This window comes from Paucibacter sp. KBW04 (assembly GCF_003852425.1).
In the GTDB taxonomy this organism is placed as follows: Bacteria; Pseudomonadota; Gammaproteobacteria; order Burkholderiales; family Burkholderiaceae_C; genus Paucibacter_A.
The window spans coordinates 97,214-119,451 of the sequence record NZ_QAJN01000002.1; the positions used below are offsets into that span (position 1 = coordinate 97,214).

A 22,238-nucleotide genomic window follows, 5' to 3' on the forward strand; every position below is an offset into this window, starting at 1 on the left:
GAAGCGGGGGGGCTGGCTTGCGCGATCAGGATGGCAGCGCGTTTTTGTAGACCTTGCCGTCCTTCATGATCAGCAAGAAATTCTTGGCCGGGTCGGCGATCAGCTGGATGTTCTCCAGCGGATTGCCGTCCACCAGCAGCAGATCGGCCAGCGCGCCTTCCGCCACCACGCCCAGCTTGCCGCGATAAGGGCTGCGCGCACCGGCCAGGGCCAGCAGCTCGGCATTCACCGAGGTGCCCATCTTCAAGACCTCCACGGGGCTGAACCAGCGCGTCATCTTGGCCAGTTGCGCCCCCTGGGTGGCCGCGGCGCTGGCGTCGAACAAGGTGTCGGTGCCCCAGGCGGTCTTGATCTTGTATTTGCGGGCCAGGGCATAGGCGGTGTCGGTGCCGGCATACATCTCCAGCTGCTTCAGGCGATTGGGCGAGCCTTCCGGGAAGGGCGAAGGGCGGTCGTCCACAAAGGGCTGCAAGCTCCACCAAACACCTTTTTCGGCCATCAGCTTGGCGGTGGGCTCGTCCAGCAACTGGCCGTGGTCGATGCAGCGCACGCCGGCCTCGATGGCCTGGCGCACCGCCCGCGGCGTGTAGGCATGGACGGTGACGTAAGTGCCCCAGTTCTCGGCCGCCTCGACGGCGGCGCGCAGCTCGGGCACGGTGAACTGGGTGACGTCCAGCGGGTCGTAGCTGGAGGACACGCCACCACCGGCCATCAGCTTGAGCTGGGAGGCGCCCAGCGCCAGCAGCTCGCGGCTGCGTTGGCGCACGGTGTCGGCGCTGTCGGCGATGACGGCGGCGCCCACGCGCTCGCTAAAGCTGTACTCGCCGGGCCGCGCGGGCAACTCGTTAGGCAGGCGGAAGTCGCCATGGCCGCCGGTTTGCGAGATGAAGGCACCGGAAGGGAAGATGCGCGGCCCGTTGACCAGGCCTGCATCGATGCCGCGCTTGAGGCCGAACACCGGCCCGCCCAGATCGCGGATGGTGGTGAAGCCCCGCATCAGCATGTCGTTGGCCGCCTTCACCGCCGCCACATTGACGAAACCCACATCGCTGGTGAGGATGACCATCTGCGGCACGGTGGCAAACATGATGTGGGTGTGGGCGTCGATCAACCCTGGCATGAGGGTGCGGCCCTCGCCTTGCACCCGGCTCACCTCGGCGCCGGCCGGCACCGAAATGGGCGCGCTGGAAATCGTCTTCACCACATTGCCCATCACCAGCACATTGGCCGGGGCGCTGAGCTTGTCGGCCGTGCCGTTGAAGACGCGCACATTCTCGAACAGCACGCCGCTGGGCTTGGGCGCAGACGCAGTGGCTGCCGCTTGGGCGAGCGCCAAACCTTGGCTTGCAACACCGCCCAGCATCAGCAAGGCGCTCAGGATTTTTCTACGCTTGATTCGCATTCTCGGCAGTCCCAGTTTGAGATGGCGAAAGACCATCTTTACTGTCGATTCTGCGTCAGAACCAGCCTCGCGCCGAGCTCAGGATCAGGCGCCAAAAGGCGTGGGCAGGGGCAGGGTGTGGGGCGTGTTGGCGTAGTGCGCCGCGCTCATCTCGTAGAGCAGGCTGGGGGGCTGGCCGGGCACATCGGCGAGTGAGCCCTTGAGCCGCATGCCGATGCGCTCCAGCGTCTTGCGCGAGGGCATATTGGCCGGCCGCACCACGGCCAGCACGGCCGGGGCATAGAGCTGCTCAAAGGCCAGGGCCAGCGCGGCCAAGGCCATTTCGGAGGCATAGCCCTGACCCCAGGCCTGGGGCCGGAAGCGGAAGTACAGATTCAAGCCCGTCGGCCCCAGGCTGGGCTTGGCCATGATGCCGCCAAAGCCCAGCAATTGCTCGGGCTGCTCCCGCGAGGCAATCGCCCAGTAGCCAAAGCCCTGCGCCTGCCAATGCGCGAGCCAGCCCTGCAGCAAGGCCTCGGCCTCCTGTGTCGAGCGCATGGGGCCACCCGGATTGAAGCGGTTGGTGATGGGGTCGGCGTGGATCTCGAAGATCGCTGCCAAATCCGCTGCGGCCGGCTGGCGCAGCAGCAAACGGTTCGTCTCTATCGCCTCCAAAGACGCCTGCAATGTCATGTGTTCCGGCTCCACAAAGATGACGAACTGGTGAAAACCCTGATTCTGAACCGTAAAACGGCGTCGGGACCCAGAGCCCCCTCAAACAAAGGATGTTTGCGAGAAATCTTGCGGGCAAGCCACCTAGCGTGCCAAGAAACTTCCGGCCCCTGCCGCCTTGTCATATACTGTACAAACATACAGTAGTTAATCTGCCAAGCGCTTTTCTCCATGCCCTCCCCCGCCGTTTTTTGCCCCGCGCAGCCCTCGGCCAGTTCGCCGGGCCTGAGTGCGCAGGCCCTGCACGCCCAGCTCTGGCGCGCCAGCCATCTGGGCAGCAACCCCAAGCCCTGCGTGAGCAGCGGCTTTGCGGCGCTGGACGCGGAGCTGCCCGGCAAGGGCTGGCCCACCCACGGCCTGAGCGAAATCCTGCAAGACGCCACCGTGCATCTGGAGTGGCGCCTGCTGGCCCCGGCCTTGCAAGCCTTGTTGAGCGAGCCGGCACAAAGCCGGCCGCTCCTGCTGATCAACCCACCGCTAACCCCAAATTTACCCGGCCTACAAGCCAGCGGCCTGCCGCCGCGCCAGCTGGTCTGGATTCAAGCCTGCAGCCCTCAGCAGCAGCTCTGGGCCACCGAGCAAGCCATCAAGGCCAATGCGGCCGCCGCCGTGCTGGCCTGGCTGCCCCAGGCCAGGCCCGAGCAGATCCGGCGTTTGCAAAGCCATGCCCAGGCCTCAGCGGCGCCCGTTTTTCTGCTGCGCCCCTCCAGCGCCCGCAGCCAGTCCTCGGCCGCGCCGCTACGCCTGGCCCTGCGGCCGGGGCGCGACTGGTGCTTGCATCTGCACATCCTCAAACGCCGCGGCCCCTGCCATGAAGGCGAGCTGGCTCTACAAGCCCTGCCCGCCGGCCTGCAGCAGGTGCTGACGCCTCGCATGCTGAGCCATCCCTGGCCGCTGCGGCCCGACATCAGCACAACACCCAGCCTGCCTCACCATGCACTGGCTCGCCCTGCTCCTGCCGCCGCCCTCGGCATCGCCTGAGCCATCGGCACAACTCGCCCTGGCCTGGTGGGCCCTGCAGTTCACGCCGCGGGTGGCCTGCCTGGAGGAGGCGGTGGTGCTGGAGGTGCAGAGCAGCCTGCGCTTGTTCGGCGGCGCGCCGGCCCTGCACCGCAGCCTGCAGCCGCGCGCAGAGCAAGCCGGCCTGGCCCTGCACGCCGCCGCTTGGGCGCCCAGCAGCTTGGGCGCCTTGGCCTTGGCGCGCAGCCGCCCCGGTTTAGATGAAGCACTGCAATGGCCGGCCGAACAAGCTTTTAGCGAACAGCTGGACGCCCTGCCCCTGCCCACCCTGAGCGCCTGCCAGCCCCATCTGCCCATGCTGGCCCGCTTGGGCCTGCGCCGCTTAGGTGAGCTGCGCCGCCTGCCCCGCCCCGCCCTGGCGCGGCGCTTTGGCCAAGGCTTGCTGCTGGCCCTGGACCGCGCCTACGGCGACCTGGCCGAGGCCCATGCCTGGGTGGAGATCCCGGAGCAATTCCAGGCCCGGCTGGAACTGCCCCAGCGCAACGATAACGCCATGGCTCTGCGGCACCATGCCCAGCACCTGCTGCAGCAGCTCTGCGCCTGGTTAGCCGCCCGCCATGCCGGCGTGCAAGGCCTGAGCCTGCGCTGGGCCCACGACGCCATGCGGGCCCGCGAGATCGCCAGCCATGGCGAGCTGCGCCTGCAAACGGCCGAGATCAGCCGCGACTACCGCCACCTCAGCCGCTTGCTGAACGAGCATCTGCTGCGCCTGCAGCTGCCCGCCCCGGTGGGCGAGATCAGCCTGCATGCCGAACAGATCCTGCCCCTGCGCGAACACAGCGCCAAGCTGCTCGCACCGGGTGCTGGCGAGGGCGGCGAGCCGCAAGAATCCATCACCCAGCTGCTGGAACGCTTGGCCCTGCGCCTAGGCGCCGATCAGGTGCGCTGCGGCCAGCTGCGCGAGGACCACCGGCCCGAGCAAATGCAGCACTGGCAGGCCTGGCCGGGCAGCGCGCCGCAGTCAGCCGCCCGCCTGCCCAGCTGCCCCCAACCCAGCTGGCTGCTGCCCGAGCCTTTGCGCCTGGAGGTGCAGCGGGATCAGCCGCTCTACCAAGGCCCGCTGCAATTGCTGGCCGGCCCGCAGCGCGTCGAGGGTGGCTGGTGGCAAAACGAGGGCCAGCCCGCCCAGCGCGACTACTTCCTGGCGCTGAGCGAGACGGCCGGGGCGCTGTGGATTTTTCATGAGCGCCTGCCCAGCGGCCGCCTGGACGAGCAGGGTTGGTTTTTGCACGGGTTCTTTGCATGAGCAGCACAGCGAAACCCAAGGCCCTGCCCGCCTACGCCGAGCTGCACTGCCTCAGCCACTATTCCTTTTTGCGCGGCGCCTCCAGCCCGGGCGAGCTGGTGGAGCGCGCCCAGCATCAGGGTTATGCCGCCCTGGCCATCACCGACGAATGCTCGCTGGCTGGCGTGGTTCGCGCTCATGTGGCTGCCAAGACCTGCGGGCTCAAGCTCTTGATAGGCTCCGAGTTCGCCGTCCATACGGACGAAGCTGAGGAAGACGCCGCACCGCAATTCAAACTGGTGCTGATGGCCCGCAATCTGCAAGGCTATGGCGACCTTTGCCAGTTCATCACCGATCTGCGCCGCAACTCGCCCAAAGGAACTTACCGCCTGACGCTGGCGCAATTGCAGATCGAGGCCCCGCGCCTGGGCCGCGACTGCCTGGCCTTGCTGCTGCCCCTGCGCAGCAGCTCGGGCGCGCAACTACTAAACGATACCGCTTGGCTACAACGTCACTTCAGCGGCCCTATCTGGCTCGGGGTAGCGCTGCTGCGCGAGCTGGGCGATGAGCGCTGGCTGCAGCGCCTGCGCGAGCTCTCCACCGCCAGCGGCCTGCCCCTGCTGGCCGCAGGCGATGTACATATGCATGTGCGCTCGCGCAAGCCCTTGCAAGACGTGATGACGGCCACCCGCATGAACCGCCCCATCGCCGCCTGCGGCCTGGACCTGCAACCCAATGCCGAGCGCCATCTGCGCAGTCGCCTGCGCCTGGCCCAGCTCTACCCGCCCGAGCTGCTGAACGAGACCCTGGCGGTAGTGGCAGCCTGCGAGTTCTCGCTGGACGAGATCCGCTACCGCTACCCCACCGAGGTGATCCCCCCCGGCAGCACCCCGGCCCGCCATCTGCGGGTGCTGACCGAGACAGGCGCACGCAAGCGCTGGCCGGGCGGCGTGGATGCGCGCTGGCAAGCCTTGATTGAGCATGAGCTGGACCTGATCAACGAGCTGGGCTACGAGCATTACTTCCTCACCGTGGCCGATATCGTCAGCTTTGCCCGCGGGCGCGGCATCCTCTGCCAAGGCCGCGGCTCGGCCGCCAATAGCGTGGTGTGCTTTTGCCTGGGCATCACCGAGGTGGACCCGGGGCGCAGCAGCGTCTTGTTCGAGCGCTTCATCAGCCGCGAGCGCAAGGAGCCGCCCGATATCGATGTGGACTTCGAGCACGAGCGCCGCGAGGAGGTGATCCAGTACCTCTACCAAAAATACGGCCGCGAGCGCGCCGCGCTCACCGCTGTGCTGATCTGCTACCGCCCGCGCAGCGCCATCCGCGATGTGGGCCGTGCTCTGCAGCTGGACGAGGCCTTGATCGAGGCCCTGGCCAAGGACCACAGCGGCTGGAGCGAGGAGGTCTTGCCCGAGAGCCGCTTGCAAGAGCTGCGCCAAGAACTCAGGCTGGACCTCGACGCCCCCAGTCTGCGCCAGCTGCTCGTGCTGACCCGCCAGCTGATGGGCATGCCCCGGCACCTGAGCCAGCACCCCGGCGGCTTTGTGCTGACCGAGGGGCCGCTCTCGCGCCTGGTGCCGATCGAGAACGCCAGCATGGCCGAGCGCACCGTCATCCAATGGGACAAGGACGATATCGACGCGCTCAATCTGATGAAGGTGGATGTGCTGGCCTTAGGGATGCTCAGCGCCCTGCGGCGCAGCTTTGCGCTCATCTCTGAGCTGCGCGGCAGGCCTTTCGGCATGAGCGATGTACCGGCCGAAGACACAGCCACTTACGACATGATTTGCCGGGCCGACACCATCGGCGTGTTCCAGATCGAATCACGCGCCCAGATGTCCATGCTGCCGCGCCTGCAGCCGCGCTGTTTTTACGACCTGGTGGTCGAGGTCGCCATCGTGCGGCCCGGCCCCATCCAGGGCGGCATGGTCCATCCCTATCTGACGAATCGGGCCAAGCCGGAGGGCTCCATCACTTACCCGAAGAAGGAACTGGAGGCCGCACTCAAACGCACCTTTGGCGTGCCGATTTTTCAGGAACAGGTGATGCAGGTGGCCATGATTGCCGCCGGCTTCACCGCCGGCGAGGCCGATCAGCTGCGCCGCGCCATGGCGGCCTGGAAGCGGCCCGGTGATCTGCAAAAGTTCTACGACAAAATCATCACGGGCATGGCCGAGCGCGGCTATACGCAGGACTTTGCCGAGGCCATCTTCCGCCAGATCAAGGGCTTTGCCTCCTACGGTTTTCCGGAGTCGCATGCGGCCAGTTTTGCCCTGCTGACCTATCAGTCTTGCTGGGTCAAAAAGCATGAGCCGGCGGCCTTTTTATGCGCCCTTTTGAACTCCCAACCCCTGGGCTTTTACACCCCCAGCCAGCTGGTTCAGGACGCCCGCCGCCACCAGGTCGAGGTGCGGGCCGCGGACGTCATGCACAGCGGGGTGGACAGTGAACTGGAGTTAATCCCCGGCCAGGACCAGCCCGCCGTTCGCCTGGGCCTGCGCCTGGTGTCCGGCCTGCCCAAGGCCGCCGCCCAGCGCATCGAAGCTGCCCGCAGCCAAGCCCCGTTCAGCGACACGCAAGACCTGGCCCTGCGCGCCGGCCTGGACCAGCAAGAGATGCAGCAACTCGCCGCTGCCGATGCATTGATGAGCCTGGCCGGCCACCGCCGCCAGCAAGTCTGGCAGGCCAGCGCCCAGCGCGCCCTGCCACCTCTGCTGCAAGGCTCCTTGCCGCTGGAGGACCCGCTTGAACTGCCGGCCGCCCGCGAAGGCGAAGAAGTGCTGTGGGACTACGCCTCGCTGGGCCTGACCCTGCGCAGCCACCCGCTCAAACTCCTGCGCCCGCAGCTGGCCAAACGCGGCCTGCTGACGGCCGAGCAATTGCAGGCCTGGCGCAGCGGCCGCCAAGCGCACGCCTGCGGCATCATCACCGTGCGCCAACGCCCGCAAACCGCCAAGGGCACACTCTTCATCAGCCTGGAAGACGAGACCGGCAGCGTGCAGGTCATCGTCTGGCCCGATGTCTACGCGGCGAATCGAACGCTGCTACGCAATGCCCGGCTCTTGGCCGCGCATGGCAAATGGCAGTTTGAAAACAAGGTGCGGCATCTGCTGGCGCAGCGCTTTGACGACTTGACGCCGATGCTGGGAAGGCTGGGGGTGGAGAGTCGGGATTTCCGCTGATGCCGCGCCCGCCTCAGTTCCCCTTGCCCCAAAAGAACTGCGTCGCCGTCTTGCTGCCGCTTGGGAAGCCGTGAATCGTGTAGCTGACGGGCGTCAGCTCAAAAACAAGCCCTTCACCGCAGACCGAGCTGCCGTAGGACTGGAGGGGCTTTTGCAGGCGGTACAGGACCTCGCCGCTCAACTCCTTGCTGGCGCCCTCGCCCAGCAGGGCCAGGGTCTCCTCGGGGCTGATCTTCAGGCGGCTGAGCTTTTCGCCAAACAGATGGGCGGCGAACACGCCCGGCGAGCCCAGGTCCACATCGGCCAGCTGGCCGCTGAGGTCCACGAACAGGCAGGCGGGAATGCTGAGCGGCCAGTAGGCGTAAGCGCTGATGGAGTTCTTGACCTGATAGGCCTCGCTCTTGAACACCGGGCCAATGATCAAGGCCTGATCATCGAAGGAATATGCCCGCCGGATGACGGGGAACTTGGCCTTGATCTTGAGCAGAGTCGGCAAGGGCAGCGGCTCGCCCAGGGCCTCACCGCGCTGCTTGGCGGCGGTCTTGATCTTGCTGGCAAAAGCATTCACCGAAAACGGGTCGCGAATCTTGACGCCAAAGCGCTCCAGGGTCATGGGCGAGCCCAGCACATAGTCGATCTGCTTCTTCAGCCTGGCCTCCAAGCGGGGGCCACCCACATAGGCCTCAGGCTGGGACAGCACGGCCTCAAGATCGGAGGCACTCGCAGCCGTGGGCTGCGCCAAGGCGGGCAAGGCCAGGGCCAGACCTGCGGCCAAGGCAAGGACGTTTCTTTGCATCATGGGAAGGGAGAAAAGAGAAGAGAGAGACAGCAAGCCGCAGTGTAAAAAGCCCGGCTAACACGCCGCTTGCGCGGCATCAAGCCGCTGTCAGAGGCTCAGCTGGCCAGCTTGTCCAAGCCCACATCCGGCGAGCCCACGATGGCCATGGTTTGCGTGCCGGTGACGATCATGCGCACCATGATGACCAATTGCTCGGTCAGCTCGGGCAGCTTGTCGTGCGGCAGGTCCATGGCGGTGGAGCCGATGGCGAAGACCAGGCGGGTGATGGCCTTGGCCGTCAGCGCGGGTTCATAGAGGCCGGTGCCGTTGGCCTCGGCGATGCGGATCAGATCCTGGCGCAGCTCTTCCTCGAAAAAACCCAGTTGCCGGTCCACCGCTTGCTTGAAGGCGTCAGAGCCCACCGTGCCTTCGCGCAGCAAGATGTGCAGCAGCAAATCGTCGGAGCGCAGCTGATCCATAAAAGCCTGCACGGCGCTGCGCACCACGCTGGAGCCGCCGTTGGAGCGCCGTCTGGCCTCGCCAATGATCTCGCGCAGGGACTGGCCGGCCAGGTCGATCAAGGCCACGGCCAACTCGTCCATATCGCGGAACTGGCGATAAAAGCTGTTCGGCGCGATGCCGGCCTCGCGGGCGACCTCGCGCAGGCTCAAAGACGAGACGCTGCGATGCGGCCCCACCAGCTTGAGCGCCGCCTGAATGATGTCGCCCCGGGTGATCAAGGCCTTGCGGCCAGGGCCGACCACAGCAGCGGCGGCGGCCTGCGACTCGGGCAGCAAGACCGGGTCGGCAAGATCATCAACAACAGAGGGCTGGGCGAGCAATGGAGTCATCGGCAAGGGGCAGAAGAGCCCGCATCATAGCCAAAAAATAATTAATATACAGGTGTATATATATTTGTATGCTCATGCATATAATCTCGCCAGTCCAGCGCTTTCCCCCTGGACGCCCTGTTTTTGTGAGTGCCATGACGACCGCTTTCGCCAGCCCCCCTGCCCCAGCCAAGCAGCCCGCGCCTAGCCTGCTGCGCCGCTGGGCCCAGCCCTTTGTGGACCCCGCCGTGTTTGACTACTGGCTGGGCCACATCAACCCCTTGTGGACCTGGGACCGCCCCTTGGCACGCGTGGTGCAGCGCCAGGAGGCGGCCGCCGGTGCCGTCACCTTGACGCTGCAGCCCAATCGACACTGGAAGGGCTTCACGCCCGGCCAACATCTGCACATTGGTGCCGAGATCCAGGGCCGCCGTGTCACACGCTCCTACAGCCTGAGCGATATTCCACGCGCCGATGGCCGCATCGCCATCACGGTGCAAAAAGTGAACGGTGGCCTCTTGTCCACCCATCTCTGCACCCAAACCCAGGTCGGCGATGTGCTGGAGTTGGCGCCCGCTTTTGGCGACCTGGTCTTGCCCAAGGCCCTGTCCGGCCGCTATCTGCTGCTGGCTGCCGGCAGCGGCATCACCCCGCTGATGAGCCTGACCCGTGCCCTGGCCGCGCAAAACATGCCCGTTCCCCTGACCCTGATCTACTGGGTCAAGACCGCCGCCCAAGCCTGCTTTGTGCCCGAGTTGCAGGCCCTGGCCCAGCGCTTCGCCAACTTCAAGTTTCAGCTGATCGCCACCCAAGAAGGCGGCCAGCGCATCAATGCTGAGGCGCTGGCGCCCAGTTTGGCGGCAGGCGCTGAAGATTTGCAGGCCTTCGCCTGCGGCCCCGGCGGCTTTGCGTTGACGGCGCGTGAGCTGCTGGGCGGCCAGGCCAAGAGCTTCAAGGCCGAGGCCTTCACGCCGGCCGTGCCGCTCAATACCGACAGCAAGCACCAGGTGAAGGTGGAGCTGCGCCGCTCCGGCCGCACGCTGGAAGTCGCCTCGGGCATTCCTCTGCTGGTGGCCCTGGAAGCGCAAGGCGTCAGACCCCAATCGGGTTGCCGCATGGGCATCTGCCACAGCTGCGTGTGCACCAAGCACGAAGGCTTGGCCGAAGACATCAACACCGGCGAGCGTTCAAGCGAGCCCGAGAGCGCCATCCGCATCTGCGTGAGCCGCGCCTGTACCGACATCAGCCTGGATCTCTAAGCGATGACTAAGTCACTCACCCGCAATCTGACCAGCCAGGAGCTGGAACAATTCGGCGCCGAAATCGACGCCTTGCGCGCCCGCACCGTGGCCGATCTGGGCGAGCGCGACGCGCGCTACATCCGCAATATCTTCAAGGCCGTGCGCTGGACCGAGTTGGCCGGCCGCGCGCTCTTGATGATTGGCGCCTTTTTGCCCACACCCTGGATGATTGGCTTTTGGGTCGTCGGTGCCCTAAGCCTGGGTCTGTCCAAGATTTTGGACAATATGGAGCTGGGCCATAACGTCATCCACGGTCAGTTCGACTGGATGGGCGACCCCAAGTTCCAGGGCAAGAGCTTTGAGTGGGACATCGTCGGCACCAGCGAGAACTGGCGCAAGACCCACAACTTCCGCCACCACACCTATACCAATATCCACGGCCTAGACGACGACATCGGCTACGGCCTGCTGCGCCTCTTCCCCGAGCAAAAGTGGAGCCCGATTGCCCTGATCCAGCCCGTCGTGGCCGTGCTCTTCGCGCTGCTGTTTCAGTGGGGCGTGGCGATCCAGAACCTGCCCAAGGGCGGCTATTTCGGCAAGCATGGCAAGGCCGCACGCAAGGAAGTGAAGCTGGCCGCCCGCAAAGTCTCACATCAGCTGATCAAGGACTATCTGATCTTCCCGCTGCTCGCCGGCCCTGGCTTCCTGGTCGTGCTGAGCGGCAATCTGGTCGCCAATATGCTGCGCAATATCTGGACCTACACCATCATCTTCTGTGGCCACTTCACCACCGAGGTCGAGACCTTCCACCGCAATGTGTTGAAGAACGAGACTCGCGCCCATTGGTACTGGCGCCAGATCCGCGGCTCCAGCAATCTGGCCGGCGGCTTTGTGCTGAACACGCTGTCGGGCAATCTGAGCCACCAGATCGAGCACCATCTCTTCCCCGATGTGCCGGCCAACCGCTATGTCGAGATGGCACCCGTGGTGCGCGATATCTGCCGCCGCTACGGTGTGCACTACAACACCGGCTCGCTGACCAAACAGTTCGGCCAGGTGATCTGGCGCATCCTGCGCCACAGCTTCCCCAGCCGACCCAGCCGCAGTCGGGTGGCCAGCTTGCAGAGCTAAGGCCTGGCAAACCCCAAACAAAAGGGCTTCCATTCGGAAGCCCTTTTTGCTTGCCTAAAGCTCCAGGCCTAGGCCTGGAAGCTCTTGGCTCAGATCGCGATCAGGGGGTGCAACGGTAGACCGTCACATCGTCCAGATACCAGCCGGTATTGCCGCCGCAGCCGTCATTGCCCAGCTCGAAGCGCAGCTTGACCTTGTCACCGCCCTTGGCGAAGCGAGACAGATTGACGATGGAACGACCCCAGGAGCCGCTCAGCGAGCCGCCGTCCGTGCCCGAGAAAGCGGGCTGACCGGCCAGCGGGTTGTCATTGCCAGCGCCGACGGTCTTCAAGGTCTTGTTGTAGGCGTTGTAGACAAAGTCGCTCGCCGCCAGCAACTGCCAGGCACCGCCGTTGACGCTGATCTTCAGATTGCCGCCATCCCAATCGGCCTCGGTCGCGACCCAGTGGTCGAAGCTGAGACGAGGGGTCGCGGCACCCACGGGGATCAAGATCTCGGGGCTTTCGATGCGCTGCAGACCGGCTTGGTTGCCGCCAGGCGCGCAGGTGCCGATATCGGCATCGGCCGCGAACAGGGCATAGCCGGTACGCGGTGTGGGCAGCTTGCTGACGACGCCGAAGTCACGCGGGGTGAACTCGGGGTTGTTGCCCGCATGGCTGACCACCCAACGCACGCCACCGCGCTTGCCGCCGTCGAAGTTATCGCTCAACAAAGGCGTGGGCGTGCCGCTGGGGCACAGAGGCGGGGGCGACTTGGCCAGCAGGGGGACGAAGTTGCACTGGCTCGGCGAGCTGCGCAGCTCCACCGCCAGCGCCGCCTTGGCCACTTGTGCGCAATCCTGGGCGTTGATGATCTCGCCCGAAGCGGCACCGGTCTTCAGATCGTTCAGGTTCACGCCGCTCAGGTCGGCGCAAGACTGCTGCAGCGCATCCGCATGATCGGCAAAGCCGCTGGTCGGGCCTTGGTACACGCTTTGGGCGCGGTAGTAGATGTGCGCCGCCTTGGTCAGGCCGATGCCGAACACGGTCTGGCCGTTGTAGCTGCCGCCGTCCACCAGCAGGGCATAGCCGTGGTTGGGCACGCCAGAGTTGCTGTGCACGCCGCCCTGGTCGGCGGTGCTGCAGCGGTACTGGCTGTCGCTGACCTTGCCTGGGTTGCCATAGCAAGTGGGGTTGTACATATCGCGAATGGCACCACCAAACACAGCGGCGTCTTCGCCCATCAGCCAGCGCACCGAGTTGTCGGTCCCCGGCACACCGCCCACCTTGGTGAAGACCGTGCAGGCGCCGTTGGAACGCGGCGCGTCGGGCGTGTCGGTGCCGCGGGTGTTCAGGCGGTCCACCGTCTCACCCCAGATGTCGGAGTAGGCCTCGTTCAGAGCACCCGGCTGCCATTGATAGATCAGACCGTGGGTGTACTCGGTGTAGGCATGACCCCACTCGTGCGCGGTCACGTCGTCGGTCGTCGTGCCGGGGCAGAAGGAGATGAAGCGACCGTTCCAGGAGGCATTGGGGCAGCTGTCCCCACGGTTGAAGATGGAGTCCATGGTGGCACCCTTGCCATCGAAGGAGTCGCGCCCGAATGCCCGCTTGAACAGATCGTGGATATCGGACGAGGCCGCGATCATATTGTCGGCTTCCACCGTGCCGGTGGGGAAGGCATTGCCTTCGACCCAGAAGGGATTGTTCGGATAGTTGGGGCCCGGTGCGGTGACGCCCTGGCCATTGAAAGCGCGGCGGTTTTTGGCATCGTGAATGCCGCTGATCTTCTCAATCACCTTGCCGGTGTGTGCGTCCACCAAGACGAACTCACGCACATCCACACGGTTGCCCACCTCGACATGCCAGGCCAGGTGGTTGGCGCCTTCCACGCCCTTGGCCAGGCCGGCGCGATAGACAAACAAGCTGGGGGTGCCGGCGGTGACGCGGCTTGCTACGCTGCGGCCCAGATCGGCATTCACCGCCGCCAAAGCGATCTTGCTGGCCTGCTCGGCCGTACGGCTGGGCGTGGCCTTGACATTGATGCCGGGCACGAAGGCGCCGTTCACCACCGTCAGATTGCCGGCCGCGTCGTAATGCGCGCGCAGTTCGGCGCCAAAAACCGGCACGCCTTGATACAGCTGCTGGTAACGCAGATGGCTGCCACCTTGCGGGTCCTTGGAGATCACGGCGGAGGCCAGTTCGGCACCGGCGTCCTTGATGCCGAACAGGGCCGCGTACTCATTCAGAAACTGGACGGCGCTGGCCTGCTTGGCGGCATCGCTTTGCAGCGCAGCACGCGCGGCGCTGAGCTTGCCACCGACGGGCAAACGCACAAAGCGAGCGGCACCGGTCGCCTCGCTGTACGAGACCTCGACAGGGCTGCCGGCATCGGCAGCGAGACGAGCCGCCGCCTCGCGTTGGCCCACCAAGCTGCTCTGAGCTTGCGCCTGAGCGGCCAGCACCATGCCGACGGAAAGGGCGACGCAGCTCAGCTGAAATTTACTTCTTGTCATATGCATTCCCTGATGCGGGCGAAGACCCGCATCGACAAATTTTGAAGAACGAAACCGTGATTGAGTGTGGCGTGGCGAGACTCAAGCCTTGCGGCGGCGTGCCAGGCCCAGGCCGGCCAGACCCAGGCCCATCAAGGCCCAAGTGCCAGGCTCGGGCACGGCGCTCACCGAACCGACGGTCAGGTTGTCCAGCGTGGCGTAAAGCGAGGTGCCGGGGCCGCTCAGGGTCAGCGAGCTGATGGCCAGGTTGGAGCTGAAGCCACGGAAGCTGTCCAACACCGAACCCGGTGTGAAGCTCGTGACCGTGCCATCGCTCAAGGTCAGCGTCAGCGCCACCGCTTGGAAGGCGTCCGACAAATTGACCGCATAGAAATTGCCGCCCACGGCATTGATAGGGCCGCCGGTGAAATTGATGGTGATGGCCAGGTCGGGCAAGCTGGTCGACAGGAATTCGCCCGATGCATAGAGATTGCCTGGCGCCGAGACCGTATAAGAAAAACCGTTGCCCGAGAAACCAGCGGCACCCGCGGGCAGCTCGGCCAAGCCATCAAAGCTCTCGGTGTAATGCCCACCCTTCAGGCTGGCAAGAAAGTCGGCGGAATTGGTAAAGGTGCTGGTCTCGGCCAGCGCAGGTGCGGCAATGGCCGCCATGGCGAGAGCGGCGGCGACCGTGTTCAAACGATGTTTCAGTTGCATTCAATTTCCCTTGAACTTGTGGAGGGGGTGGGCACGAAATGGAGATCGAACCCCAGCTTCTCACCCGTGCAAAAGTCACGTTAGAGGGGAAGCACCAGGGTTTGACCCAATCCCCCTAAGCCTAGGGAGCTAGCAAATCTCGGCCTGGGCTTGAGTTTTTTTGGCGAGATTGCTAACCAATACTTGACGCAGCATCTCAAGAGGTAGAAGGGAGGTGCCTCAGAACGCCTGAAAACTGCGCCGCCAGGCCGTGGGCGAGACGGCAAAAGCCCGCTGGAAATGCAGGCGCAAGGACGCGGCCGAACCAAAGCCCGCCAGGGCCGCGACGCGCTCGACCGAATGCTGGCTGCCCTCCAACAAGCTCTGGCTGAGGCGCAGGCGCTCATGCAGCAGCCACTCGCCCACCGTGCCGCCCGTGAGTTGGCGGAAGTGGCGGCTGAAGCTGCGCCGGCTCATCGAAGCGCGGGCCGCCAAGCTGTCCAGGCTGTGCGACTGCTCCAGCGTGGCGCGCACCTCGTCCAACAAGACGGCCAGCTTGGAGTCGCGACTGCGCTGCGGCAAGGCCTGCTCGATGTACTGGGCCTGGCCGCCCTGGCGATGCGGCTGCACCACCAGGCGGCGCGCCACCGAGTTGGCCACTTGGCTGCCGCAGCGGCGGCGCAAGAGATGCAGACAAGCATCGATGCCGGCGGCTGTGCCCGCCGAGGTCAAGACCTGACCCTCGTCCTCCTCGATATAGAGCACATCGGCCTCCACCTCGATCTGCGGATAGCGCTGCGCAAAGTCCTGGGCATAGGCCCAGTGGGTGGTGGCGCGGCGGCCGTCCAGCAAGCCGGCCTCGGCCAGCACATAAGCCCCCAGGCATAGCCCCACGATCAGGGCGCCGCGGCGATGCGCGGCCTGCAAGGCCCGCAGCAAGGGCGCAGGCACCGCCTCCTGCGGATCGCGCCAGCTGGGCACGATGACGATGGCGGCGCGGCGCAGCAGCTCCAGGCCATGGTCCAGGCCCAGGCCGAAGCCGGCCGTGCTGCGCAAAGGCCCGGGCTCGGCGGCGCAGACCCGCACATCAAAGGCGGGCGCGCCCGCTTGCGCCTCGCCAAACACCGCGCAAGGCACGGCCAGATGGAAGGCGCTGATCTGGTCAAAAGCCAGCACGGCGACGATGGGCAGGGCGGATCGGGCAGAGGAAGACATTGGCCCGATCTTAGCGATTGTTGTCACTTGGGCCACTCGTCGAAACAGACCTCGGGGCCAACAATGAAGTCCTCAATTCAGCCCAGCCGGAGATTCAAACCATGAGCAAAACCGCCCTCCTCCTCATCGACATCCAGATGGACTATTTCCCCGGCGGCCTGTTCCCGCTGTGGCAGCCCGAGGCGGCCCTGAGCCGCAGCCTGGCCGCCCTGCGGCGCGCCCGCGAGCTGGGCATGCCTGTCGTGCTGGTGCAGCATGTGGCCGACCCCGCCAAGGGCCCGGCCCCCTTTTTCAACCAAAGCAGCGCAGGTGTCGCTCTGCACCCGGACTTGCTGGCCGCCGCTGGCCCCGAACCCCTGATCGTGATCAAGCGCTTTGCCGACAGCTTCGAGGGCACAACGCTAGAGGCCACGCTGAGCGACCTGGGTGTTGAGGCGCTGCTGATCGGCGGCATGATGACGCAGAACTGCGTGGCCTTCACCGCCCTCTCCAAGGCGGCCGAGAAGTACCGCCTGCGCATACTGCCGGACTGCTGCACCAGCGTCAGCGAGATGATTCACCGCATCGCGCTGAGCGGCGTGTCGACCCGGGTGAGCTTGGTTCCCAGCGAAGAGGCCTTGGCCTGAGCCGCAACAAAAAAGGCCGAACCCTTGTTCCGGGTCCGGCCAGCTCACAAAAGAGAAATCAGTGCTGCTGAATGCTCAGAAATGAATGCCCTTCATCATCTGCTGCAGGGCGATGGCCTCGGCCGAGAGCTGAGGCTTGCCACCCTTCTCGCCCTTGGCCGCATCGCTGTCCGGGAACATGCGGAAGCTGGTATTCATCACGATCTGCGCCACCCGCGGCATCAGCGCATGCATCAGCTCGCCGGTGATGCCCAGCCTTGTCGCGATGCGCACCGGCTTGGCGATGCAGGCCTCGGCAATCATATCGGCCGCTTCCTCGGGGCTGAGCGTGGGCACATTGTTGTAGATCTTGGTCGGCGCAATCATGGGCGTGCGCACCAAGGGCATATTGATGGTGGTGAAGGTGATGCCCTGGTCGGCGAACTCGGATGAAGCGCAGCGCGTCCAAGCGTCCAGCGCGGCCTTGGAAGCCACATAGGCCGAGAAGCGCGGCGCATTGGTCAGCACGCCAATGCTGGAGATATTCACCACATGGCCTTTGCGCTTGGCCACCATGCCGGGCAGCAAGCCCATGGTGACGCGCAGGCAGCCGAAGTAGTTCAGCTGCATGGTGCGCTCGTAGTCGTGGAAGCGGTCGTAGCTGCCCTCGATGGCGCGGCGGATGGAGCGGCCGGCGTTGTTGATGAGGAAGTCCACCCCGCCAAAGTTCTCGGCGATCCAGGCCATCATCTCGGCGCAGCTCTGTTCATTGGCGATATCGGCCGAGAAGCTATGCACCTGGGCTTGGGCGCCGGCTGCAGCGCGGATCTGCTGCACTGCCTCGACCAGCTTGACCTCGTCGCGGGCGCAGATCAGGGTGATGGCGCCGGCCTCGGCGAACTTGATGGCCGCGGCCAGGCCAATGCCGGAGGAGCCCCCCGTCACCAGCACCACCTTGCCCGCCACCGTGCCGCGCAGGCTGCGGTCGATGAAGAGGGCCGGGTCCAGATGGCGCTCCCAGTAGTCCCACAAACGCCAGGCGTAGTCGTGCAGATTGGGGCAGGCAATACCCGAGCCCTTCAGCGCGGCCTCGGTGTCGCGGCAGTCAAAACGGGTGGGGTAATTGACGAAGGTGAGCATGTCCTCGGGCAGGCCCAGATCCTTCATCACCGCATTGCGGATACGCCGCACCGGCGCCAGCGCCATCAACCCCTTCTTGACGCTCTTGGGGATGAAACCCAGCAAGGCCGCGTTGATGAAGAGATTCATCTTGGGCGCGTGGGCGGCCTTGGAGAAGATGTCCAGCACATCGCCGACCCGGTAGCCCACCGGGTCCACCAGATGGAAGCAGGCGCCGCTCTTGCGCTGCTGGTGGCTGATGTGATCGAGCGCGTCCACCACAAAGTCCACCGGCACGATATTGACGCGGCCGCCCTCTAGGCCGATGGCCGGCATCCAGGGCGGCAGGATCTGACGCAGGCGCTGGATGGGTTTGAAGAAGTAGTAAGGCCCGTCGATCTTGTCCATCTCGCCGGTCTGGGAGTCGCCCACCACCATGGCCGGGCGATACACCGTCCAGGGCTTTTTGCACTCCTTGCGCACGATCTTCTCGCTCTCGTGCTTGGTCATGAAATAGGGGTGGTCCAGGCCCTCGGCCTCGCTGAACATATCCTCGCGGAACACGCCTTCGTAAAGGCCTGCAGCCGCGATAGAGGAAACATGGTGCACATGACCGGCGTCCACCGCCTGGGCGAACTCCACCATGCTGCGGGTGCCATCGATATTGGCCCGCACCTGGGACTCCTCGTCCGCCTTCAGGTCGTAGACGGCAGCCAGGTGGTAGACGTGATCGATCTGACCCTTGAGGCGCTTGAGGTCCTCGGCGCTGACGCCCAGCTTCTTGCCATTCAGATCACCAAAAACCGGCACGGCCCGGGTCTTGGCGCTCTTGCCCAGGCCCCAGAATTCCAAGAGCTCGGGCAGCTTGTCCCGGCTTTCTTCGCGCAGCAAAAAGTGCACCGTGCTGCCCCGGCGGGCCAAAAGTTTCTTCACCAGACGTTTGCCGATAAAGCCGGTGGCCCCAGTCACGAAATACTGCATCGCAGTCTCCTATTGTTTGAATTTGCGCTGCGATTCTTGACCATTCGCCGAGCGCCGCCCCCCGCGCTTACCCGCAGTTGCCAGGCTCGGCCAGCGCACGCCAAACTCGCAGGCGCAAGCCCAAAACCCTGGCAAAGGCCGGCAATAGGTAGAGGGCACAGCCTAGGAAGTACCGATGCGCAGGGCACGACTGTGGCTCTATAGTGGGACAAGCGCCCGCAAAGATGGGCCGCATGAATCAAGCAAAGCACAGCAAATTGTCATCACAAAGGACTGAGAACATGGTCAAGAAGCTTCAGAAAATGGCGGCTAAAAAGAACGCGGCAGCTAATAGCTCCTTGGGTGCGGCCTTTGGCTCTGCCATCCCTGCAGGCCTGCTCGACAGCCAACTGGCCCAGAACATCAAGGACTCCGCCCAGCAAATCTGGGCCGCCGGTCTGGGTGCCTTCTCCAAGGCCCAGGGCGAAGGTGGCAAGGTGTTTGAAGCCCTGGTCAAGGAAGGCGTCAATCTGCAGAAGAAGACCCAGTCCGCCGCCGAAGACAAGCTCGGTGCCATGGCCAGCAAAATGAGCGGCATGGCCGGCGACGTCGGCAACAAGGCCGGCCAGCATTGGGACAAGCTGGAATCCATCTTCGAAGAACGCGTGGCCCGTGCCTTGAAGCGCCTGGGTGTGCCCTCGGCCAAGGATGTGGACGAACTGATCGAACGCCTGAACGCATTGAGCGATCATCTGGATCTGCCTAAGGCCAAACCCGCCAAGGCCGCGAGCAAGGTCAGCAAGCCAGCAGCCAAAGCGGCCGCCAAGCCCGCTGCAAAGTCTGCCGCCAAGCCCGTGGCCAAGAAGGCGACGCCCAAGGCTAGCAGCGCTGCGCCCAAGTCGCCCTTCAAGGCAGTGAGCAAGGCCGGCAAGACGGTCAAGGCCGCCGCTGACAGCGCCCCGGCTGCCGCCAAAAAGGCCGTGGCTCAGGCCGTCAAAACCGCCAAGCCCGCCACCAAGGCCTTGAGCAGCGCGGCCAAGGCTGTCAAGGCCGCCGCAGCCCCGGCGGCCAAGAAAGCCCCGGCAAAGAAGGCCGCCGCCCCCAAGGTGGAAGCCAAGGCCGAGGTCAAGGTCGAGGCCGCCCAGGCCTGACGTCAAGCAAAGCCACCGAGTCGGCCGCGCTCAAGCGGTCGCGCTGAGTAGCAGCGCTCAGCCAGGCAAACAAGCCTTGCCTCAAGCCGGCACAGCCCTCTCACCCGGAGGTCTGGCCGGCTTTCTTGTTGCTTGAGCGCCGAATTCTGCGGCAAGAATGCACACCGAAAACGCAACAAGCGCGGCCCAGACAGGTATTCTTCTAAGCATCGAAAGCTATGGATGTGCGGCTCGCCTGAGCCCGCTGAGTTTGCCGGGCAGGCCCAGCAGGCAAGCGGATTCCGCGCCGACCAGACGAGTTTGAATCGCGAACTCAAGTCGAGGAGCGGGCGATGGCATGGATGGTGGCAGGCAGACGGGCAGCAGGCGCCCTGATCGATTCCTTGACCCTGGAGCCCAGGCTGGCAGGCGAGCCGCGTGCTCCGCAGCGACGCGGGCTTGCTAGGCCCAAGCCCGAGCGCAACCACGCCGGGCTCAAGCTTGGCGCCATCTGGCTGGCCTTGGCCGCCTGCCTCAGCAGCCCGGCCAGCGCCGAGAACTACCCCGAGCGTGAAATCACCCTGATCGTGCCCTTCTCGCGCGGCGGCGACACCGACCTTGCCGCCCGCGCCCTGCAAACCCATGTACAGAAACACTTCCCCAAAATCAGCCTGCGCCTGGACCATCACGAGGGCGAGTCGGGTGCGGTGGCCACCCGGCACCTGATCCAATCCCCAGCCGATGGCTACACCTTGATGGTGGGCCGGGTCAGCAATCTGGCCATCGTGCCAGTGCTGGACACCCGCGCCAGCTATAGCGCCAAGGACATGAGCGTGATCGCCATGATCTCGATCAATCCGCTGGTCTGTTCGGTGCGACGCGACGCCCCGTTCAGCAAGCCGCGCGACCTGATCAACTATATGCGTGCCAACCCCGGCAAGCTGCGCTACGGCACGGCCGGCGCCATGACCATCCACCATCTCAGCGTGCTTTATCTGCTGAAGATCTCAGGGCTTAAATCCGATCACGCCACGGCCAAGCCCTATGCGAACGGTGCCGACGCCGTCGCGGCGCTGATGGACGGCTCGGTCGATCTGGTCTGCGGCAACACCGCCACCGTGCTGCCCGCGCTGCGCGACAAGCGCTTGCAAGCGCTGTTCACCACCGCCTCGGCCCGCATCCCGGCCTTGCCCGAGGTGCCAACCGCGCAGGAAGTGGGGCTGCGCGATATGCAGCGCATGCTGGGCTGGGTGGCCCTGGTGGGGCCGGCCCATCTGCCGGAGCCCGTGGTGCAAAGCCTGCGCCAGGTGATCGAGCAGACCGTCAACGATGCGCAATGGACCGCCTCGGAAGAGCGCACCGGCTCCATACGCATCCCGCGCTCGGTGCGCCAGCCCGAGAAGTTCATCAAGGATCAGGTCGAGTTCTACGACGAACTGGTGGGCTCCATAGGCCTGAGGAAATGAGGATGAAGATCATGGCCACCTCTTTGCTTCAAACCCTGGGGCTAGGCCTGCTTGGGCCCGCCGCCTGCCTGGCGACCTTGCTACTCGGCGCAAGCAGTACCTCGGCCGGGGCGGCCGGCGGCGCCGATGCAGCGCTGGCCCCGCCCCTCACCATCATCGTGCCCTTCACGCCGGGCGGTGACTCCGATCTATCGGCCCGTGCGCTCGCACCTTTTGCCCAAAAGTATCTGCACGCCAGCAGCGTGCAGGTGCTGAACAAGCCCGGCGCCGCTGGCCAAGGCGGGGTGCCCAGCACCAAGGCTTTTCTGGAAGCCACGCCGGACGGCAACACCGTGCTGATGGGGCGCGGTGGCAATATCGCCGTGGCGCCGGCCCTGATGGTGCATGCGCCCTACACGCCGGAGGACTTCACCATCCTGGCCGTGCTGCAGATCGACCCGCTGGTCTGTGCCGTGCGAGCCGACTCGCCCTACCAAAAGCCGCGCGATGTGGTGGACGATATCCGGGCCCGACCCGGCGCCGTGCGCTACAGCACGGCCGGCATAGGCTCGGTGCAAAACCTCTCGGTGCTTTACTTCGTCAAGATCTCCGGCCTGAAGCCGGACGGCGTCAAGGCCGTGCATCTGGCCAGCAGTGGCGACGCCACCCGCGCCTTGCTGGACGGTGAGGTCGAACTGTCCTGCGGCAGCGTCTTGCTGATGGTGCCGCATATCAAGAGCGGGCGCCTGCGCGGGCTTTTTGGCACCTCGCCCACCGGCCGCCTGGCCCAATTGCCCGCCATGCCCAGCGCCCAGGAAGTGGGCCTGCGCGATATGAGCAAGATGGTGGGCTGGTCGGTGCTGGTGGCGCCGCCCAAAATGCCCGCACCGGCGCTGGCGCGCTGGCGCACCGCCCTGCAAAAAATCGCCGACGACCCGCAGTGGGTCAATGGCATCGAACAATCCGGCGGCCTGGTCGCCATCAAGTCCCTGCCCCGCCCGGCCGAATTCGTCAACGATCAGTTCAATCTCTACGAAGAGCTGGGCATCAATCTCGGTCTACGAAAGTAGCG

Annotated in this window: 17 protein-coding genes; 9 read left to right on the plus strand and 8 right to left on the minus strand. The window is 65.2% G+C overall.

Features of this window, described 5'->3' with window-relative positions:
• Positions 1-25 precede the first annotated feature (25 nt).
• On the minus strand, positions 26-1,402 hold the full coding sequence (locus tag DBR47_RS04015) for an amidohydrolase family protein (RefSeq protein WP_124447188.1): 1,377 nt from the start codon (positions 1,400-1,402) through the stop codon (positions 26-28).
• Positions 1,403-1,486: 84 nt separating this feature from the next.
• Positions 1,487-2,074, minus strand: a complete 588-nt coding sequence (locus tag DBR47_RS04020; RefSeq protein WP_124447190.1) for a GNAT family N-acetyltransferase — start codon at positions 2,072-2,074, stop codon at positions 1,487-1,489.
• 210 nt (positions 2,075-2,284) lie between these two features.
• Here DBR47_RS04020 and imuA point away from each other — a divergent pair, with 210 nt between their 5' ends.
• Genes imuA through DBR47_RS04035 form a run of 3 tightly spaced genes read left to right on the plus strand, consistent with a single transcriptional unit; the run spans position 2,285 to position 7,543 of the window.
• The gene (gene imuA / locus DBR47_RS04025; protein ID WP_124447192.1) at positions 2,285-3,094 is read left to right on the plus strand and encodes a translesion DNA synthesis-associated protein ImuA; all 810 of its coding nucleotides are present in this window, start codon (positions 2,285-2,287) and stop codon (positions 3,092-3,094) included.
• A complete protein-coding gene (locus DBR47_RS04030) occupies positions 3,048-4,379 on the plus strand; it encodes a DNA polymerase Y family protein (RefSeq protein ID WP_124447194.1) in 1,332 nt (443 codons plus the stop codon). The genes imuA and DBR47_RS04030 overlap by 47 nt, the downstream gene beginning before the upstream one ends.
• Positions 4,376-7,543 carry an error-prone DNA polymerase gene (locus DBR47_RS04035; RefSeq protein WP_124447196.1) on the plus strand — a complete coding sequence of 1,056 codons (3,168 nt, stop codon included), beginning with the start codon at positions 4,376-4,378 and terminating at the stop codon, positions 7,541-7,543. Before DBR47_RS04030 ends, DBR47_RS04035 begins: the two co-directional genes overlap by 4 nt.
• Positions 7,544-7,556: 13 nt before the next feature.
• Here DBR47_RS04035 and DBR47_RS04040 read toward each other — a convergent pair whose 3' ends face one another.
• Positions 7,557-8,339 carry a hypothetical protein gene (locus tag DBR47_RS04040; protein WP_124447198.1) on the minus strand — a complete coding sequence of 261 codons (783 nt, stop codon included), beginning with the start codon at positions 8,337-8,339 and terminating at the stop codon, positions 7,557-7,559.
• Between the two features lie 98 nt (positions 8,340-8,437).
• Positions 8,438-9,172 carry an HTH-type transcriptional repressor FabR gene (gene fabR / locus DBR47_RS04045; protein WP_124447200.1) on the minus strand — a complete coding sequence of 245 codons (735 nt, stop codon included), beginning with the start codon at positions 9,170-9,172 and terminating at the stop codon, positions 8,438-8,440.
• A 134-nt stretch (positions 9,173-9,306) separates the two neighbouring features.
• Between fabR and DBR47_RS04050 the strand changes: the two genes are divergently transcribed.
• Together DBR47_RS04050 and DBR47_RS04055 are read left to right on the plus strand one after the other, a co-directional pair.
• Positions 9,307-10,410, plus strand: a complete 1,104-nt coding sequence (locus tag DBR47_RS04050; RefSeq protein WP_124447202.1) for a ferredoxin reductase — start codon at positions 9,307-9,309, stop codon at positions 10,408-10,410.
• Between the two features lie 3 nt (positions 10,411-10,413).
• Positions 10,414-11,523, plus strand: coding sequence for an acyl-CoA desaturase (locus DBR47_RS04055; RefSeq protein WP_124447204.1), 1,110 nt, complete (start codon positions 10,414-10,416; stop codon positions 11,521-11,523).
• A 100-nt stretch (positions 11,524-11,623) separates the two neighbouring features.
• Here the strand turns inward: DBR47_RS04055 and DBR47_RS04060 are convergent, their stop codons facing one another.
• The 3 genes from DBR47_RS04060 to DBR47_RS04070 form a co-directional block, all read right to left on the minus strand.
• Positions 11,624-14,017 carry a M4 family metallopeptidase gene (locus DBR47_RS04060; protein WP_197046857.1) on the minus strand — a complete coding sequence of 798 codons (2,394 nt, stop codon included), beginning with the start codon at positions 14,015-14,017 and terminating at the stop codon, positions 11,624-11,626.
• 81 nt (positions 14,018-14,098) lie between these two features.
• The gene (locus tag DBR47_RS04065; protein ID WP_124447208.1) at positions 14,099-14,713 is read right to left on the minus strand and encodes a PEP-CTERM sorting domain-containing protein; all 615 of its coding nucleotides are present in this window, start codon (positions 14,711-14,713) and stop codon (positions 14,099-14,101) included.
• A gap of 219 nt (positions 14,714-14,932) precedes the next feature.
• Positions 14,933-15,907 carry a helix-turn-helix domain-containing protein gene (locus DBR47_RS04070; protein ID WP_124447210.1) on the minus strand — a complete coding sequence of 325 codons (975 nt, stop codon included), beginning with the start codon at positions 15,905-15,907 and terminating at the stop codon, positions 14,933-14,935.
• A gap of 101 nt (positions 15,908-16,008) precedes the next feature.
• On the opposite strand from DBR47_RS04070, the gene DBR47_RS04075 reads away from it, so the two are divergent.
• The gene (locus tag DBR47_RS04075; RefSeq protein ID WP_124447212.1) at positions 16,009-16,533 is read left to right on the plus strand and encodes a cysteine hydrolase family protein; all 525 of its coding nucleotides are present in this window, start codon (positions 16,009-16,011) and stop codon (positions 16,531-16,533) included.
• 75 nt (positions 16,534-16,608) lie between these two features.
• Here the strand turns inward: DBR47_RS04075 and DBR47_RS04080 are convergent, their stop codons facing one another.
• Positions 16,609-18,612, minus strand: a complete 2,004-nt coding sequence (locus DBR47_RS04080; RefSeq protein WP_124447214.1) for an SDR family oxidoreductase — start codon at positions 18,610-18,612, stop codon at positions 16,609-16,611.
• 281 nt (positions 18,613-18,893) lie between these two features.
• Here DBR47_RS04080 and DBR47_RS04085 point away from each other — a divergent pair, with 281 nt between their 5' ends.
• The 3 genes from DBR47_RS04085 (at position 18,894) to DBR47_RS04095 (ending at position 22,236) form a co-directional block, all read left to right on the plus strand.
• The gene (locus DBR47_RS04085; RefSeq protein WP_124447216.1) at positions 18,894-19,742 is read left to right on the plus strand and encodes a phasin family protein; all 849 of its coding nucleotides are present in this window, start codon (positions 18,894-18,896) and stop codon (positions 19,740-19,742) included.
• 332 nt (positions 19,743-20,074) lie between these two features.
• Positions 20,075-21,187: a tripartite tricarboxylate transporter substrate binding protein gene (locus DBR47_RS04090; protein ID WP_124447218.1), complete on the plus strand. Its 1,113-nt coding sequence runs from the start codon at positions 20,075-20,077 to the stop codon at positions 21,185-21,187.
• Positions 21,188-21,198: 11 nt separating this feature from the next.
• Positions 21,199-22,236 (plus strand): tripartite tricarboxylate transporter substrate binding protein, encoded by a 1,038-nt coding sequence (locus DBR47_RS04095; protein ID WP_197046858.1) that lies wholly within the window; start codon positions 21,199-21,201, stop codon positions 22,234-22,236.
• Positions 22,237-22,238: the final 2 nt, after the last annotated feature.

Bases quoted from the DNA above. Each gene is read 5' to 3' on its own strand.
- DBR47_RS04015 (WP_124447188.1), bottom strand. From the start codon at position 1,402: ATGCGAATCAAGCGTAGAAAAATCCTGAGCGCCTTGCTGATGCTGGGC.
- DBR47_RS04020 (WP_124447190.1), bottom strand. From the start codon at position 2,074: ATGACATTGCAGGCGTCTTTGGAGGCGATAGAGACGAACCGTTTGCTG.
- imuA (WP_124447192.1), top strand. From the start codon at position 2,285: ATGCCCTCCCCCGCCGTTTTTTGCCCCGCGCAGCCCTCGGCCAGTTCG.
- DBR47_RS04030 (WP_124447194.1), top strand. From the start codon at position 3,048: ATGCACTGGCTCGCCCTGCTCCTGCCGCCGCCCTCGGCATCGCCTGAG.
- DBR47_RS04035 (WP_124447196.1), top strand. From the start codon at position 4,376: ATGAGCAGCACAGCGAAACCCAAGGCCCTGCCCGCCTACGCCGAGCTG.
- DBR47_RS04040 (WP_124447198.1), bottom strand. From the start codon at position 8,339: ATGCAAAGAAACGTCCTTGCCTTGGCCGCAGGTCTGGCCCTGGCCTTG.
- fabR (WP_124447200.1), bottom strand. From the start codon at position 9,172: ATGACTCCATTGCTCGCCCAGCCCTCTGTTGTTGATGATCTTGCCGAC.
- DBR47_RS04050 (WP_124447202.1), top strand. From the start codon at position 9,307: ATGACGACCGCTTTCGCCAGCCCCCCTGCCCCAGCCAAGCAGCCCGCG.
- DBR47_RS04055 (WP_124447204.1), top strand. From the start codon at position 10,414: ATGACTAAGTCACTCACCCGCAATCTGACCAGCCAGGAGCTGGAACAA.
- DBR47_RS04060 (WP_197046857.1), bottom strand. From the start codon at position 14,017: ATGACAAGAAGTAAATTTCAGCTGAGCTGCGTCGCCCTTTCCGTCGGC.
- DBR47_RS04065 (WP_124447208.1), bottom strand. From the start codon at position 14,713: ATGCAACTGAAACATCGTTTGAACACGGTCGCCGCCGCTCTCGCCATG.
- DBR47_RS04070 (WP_124447210.1), bottom strand. From the start codon at position 15,907: ATGTCTTCCTCTGCCCGATCCGCCCTGCCCATCGTCGCCGTGCTGGCT.
- DBR47_RS04075 (WP_124447212.1), top strand. From the start codon at position 16,009: ATGAGCAAAACCGCCCTCCTCCTCATCGACATCCAGATGGACTATTTC.
- DBR47_RS04080 (WP_124447214.1), bottom strand. From the start codon at position 18,612: ATGCAGTATTTCGTGACTGGGGCCACCGGCTTTATCGGCAAACGTCTG.
- DBR47_RS04085 (WP_124447216.1), top strand. From the start codon at position 18,894: ATGGTCAAGAAGCTTCAGAAAATGGCGGCTAAAAAGAACGCGGCAGCT.
- DBR47_RS04090 (WP_124447218.1), top strand. From the start codon at position 20,075: ATGGCATGGATGGTGGCAGGCAGACGGGCAGCAGGCGCCCTGATCGAT.
- DBR47_RS04095 (WP_197046858.1), top strand. From the start codon at position 21,199: ATGGCCACCTCTTTGCTTCAAACCCTGGGGCTAGGCCTGCTTGGGCCC.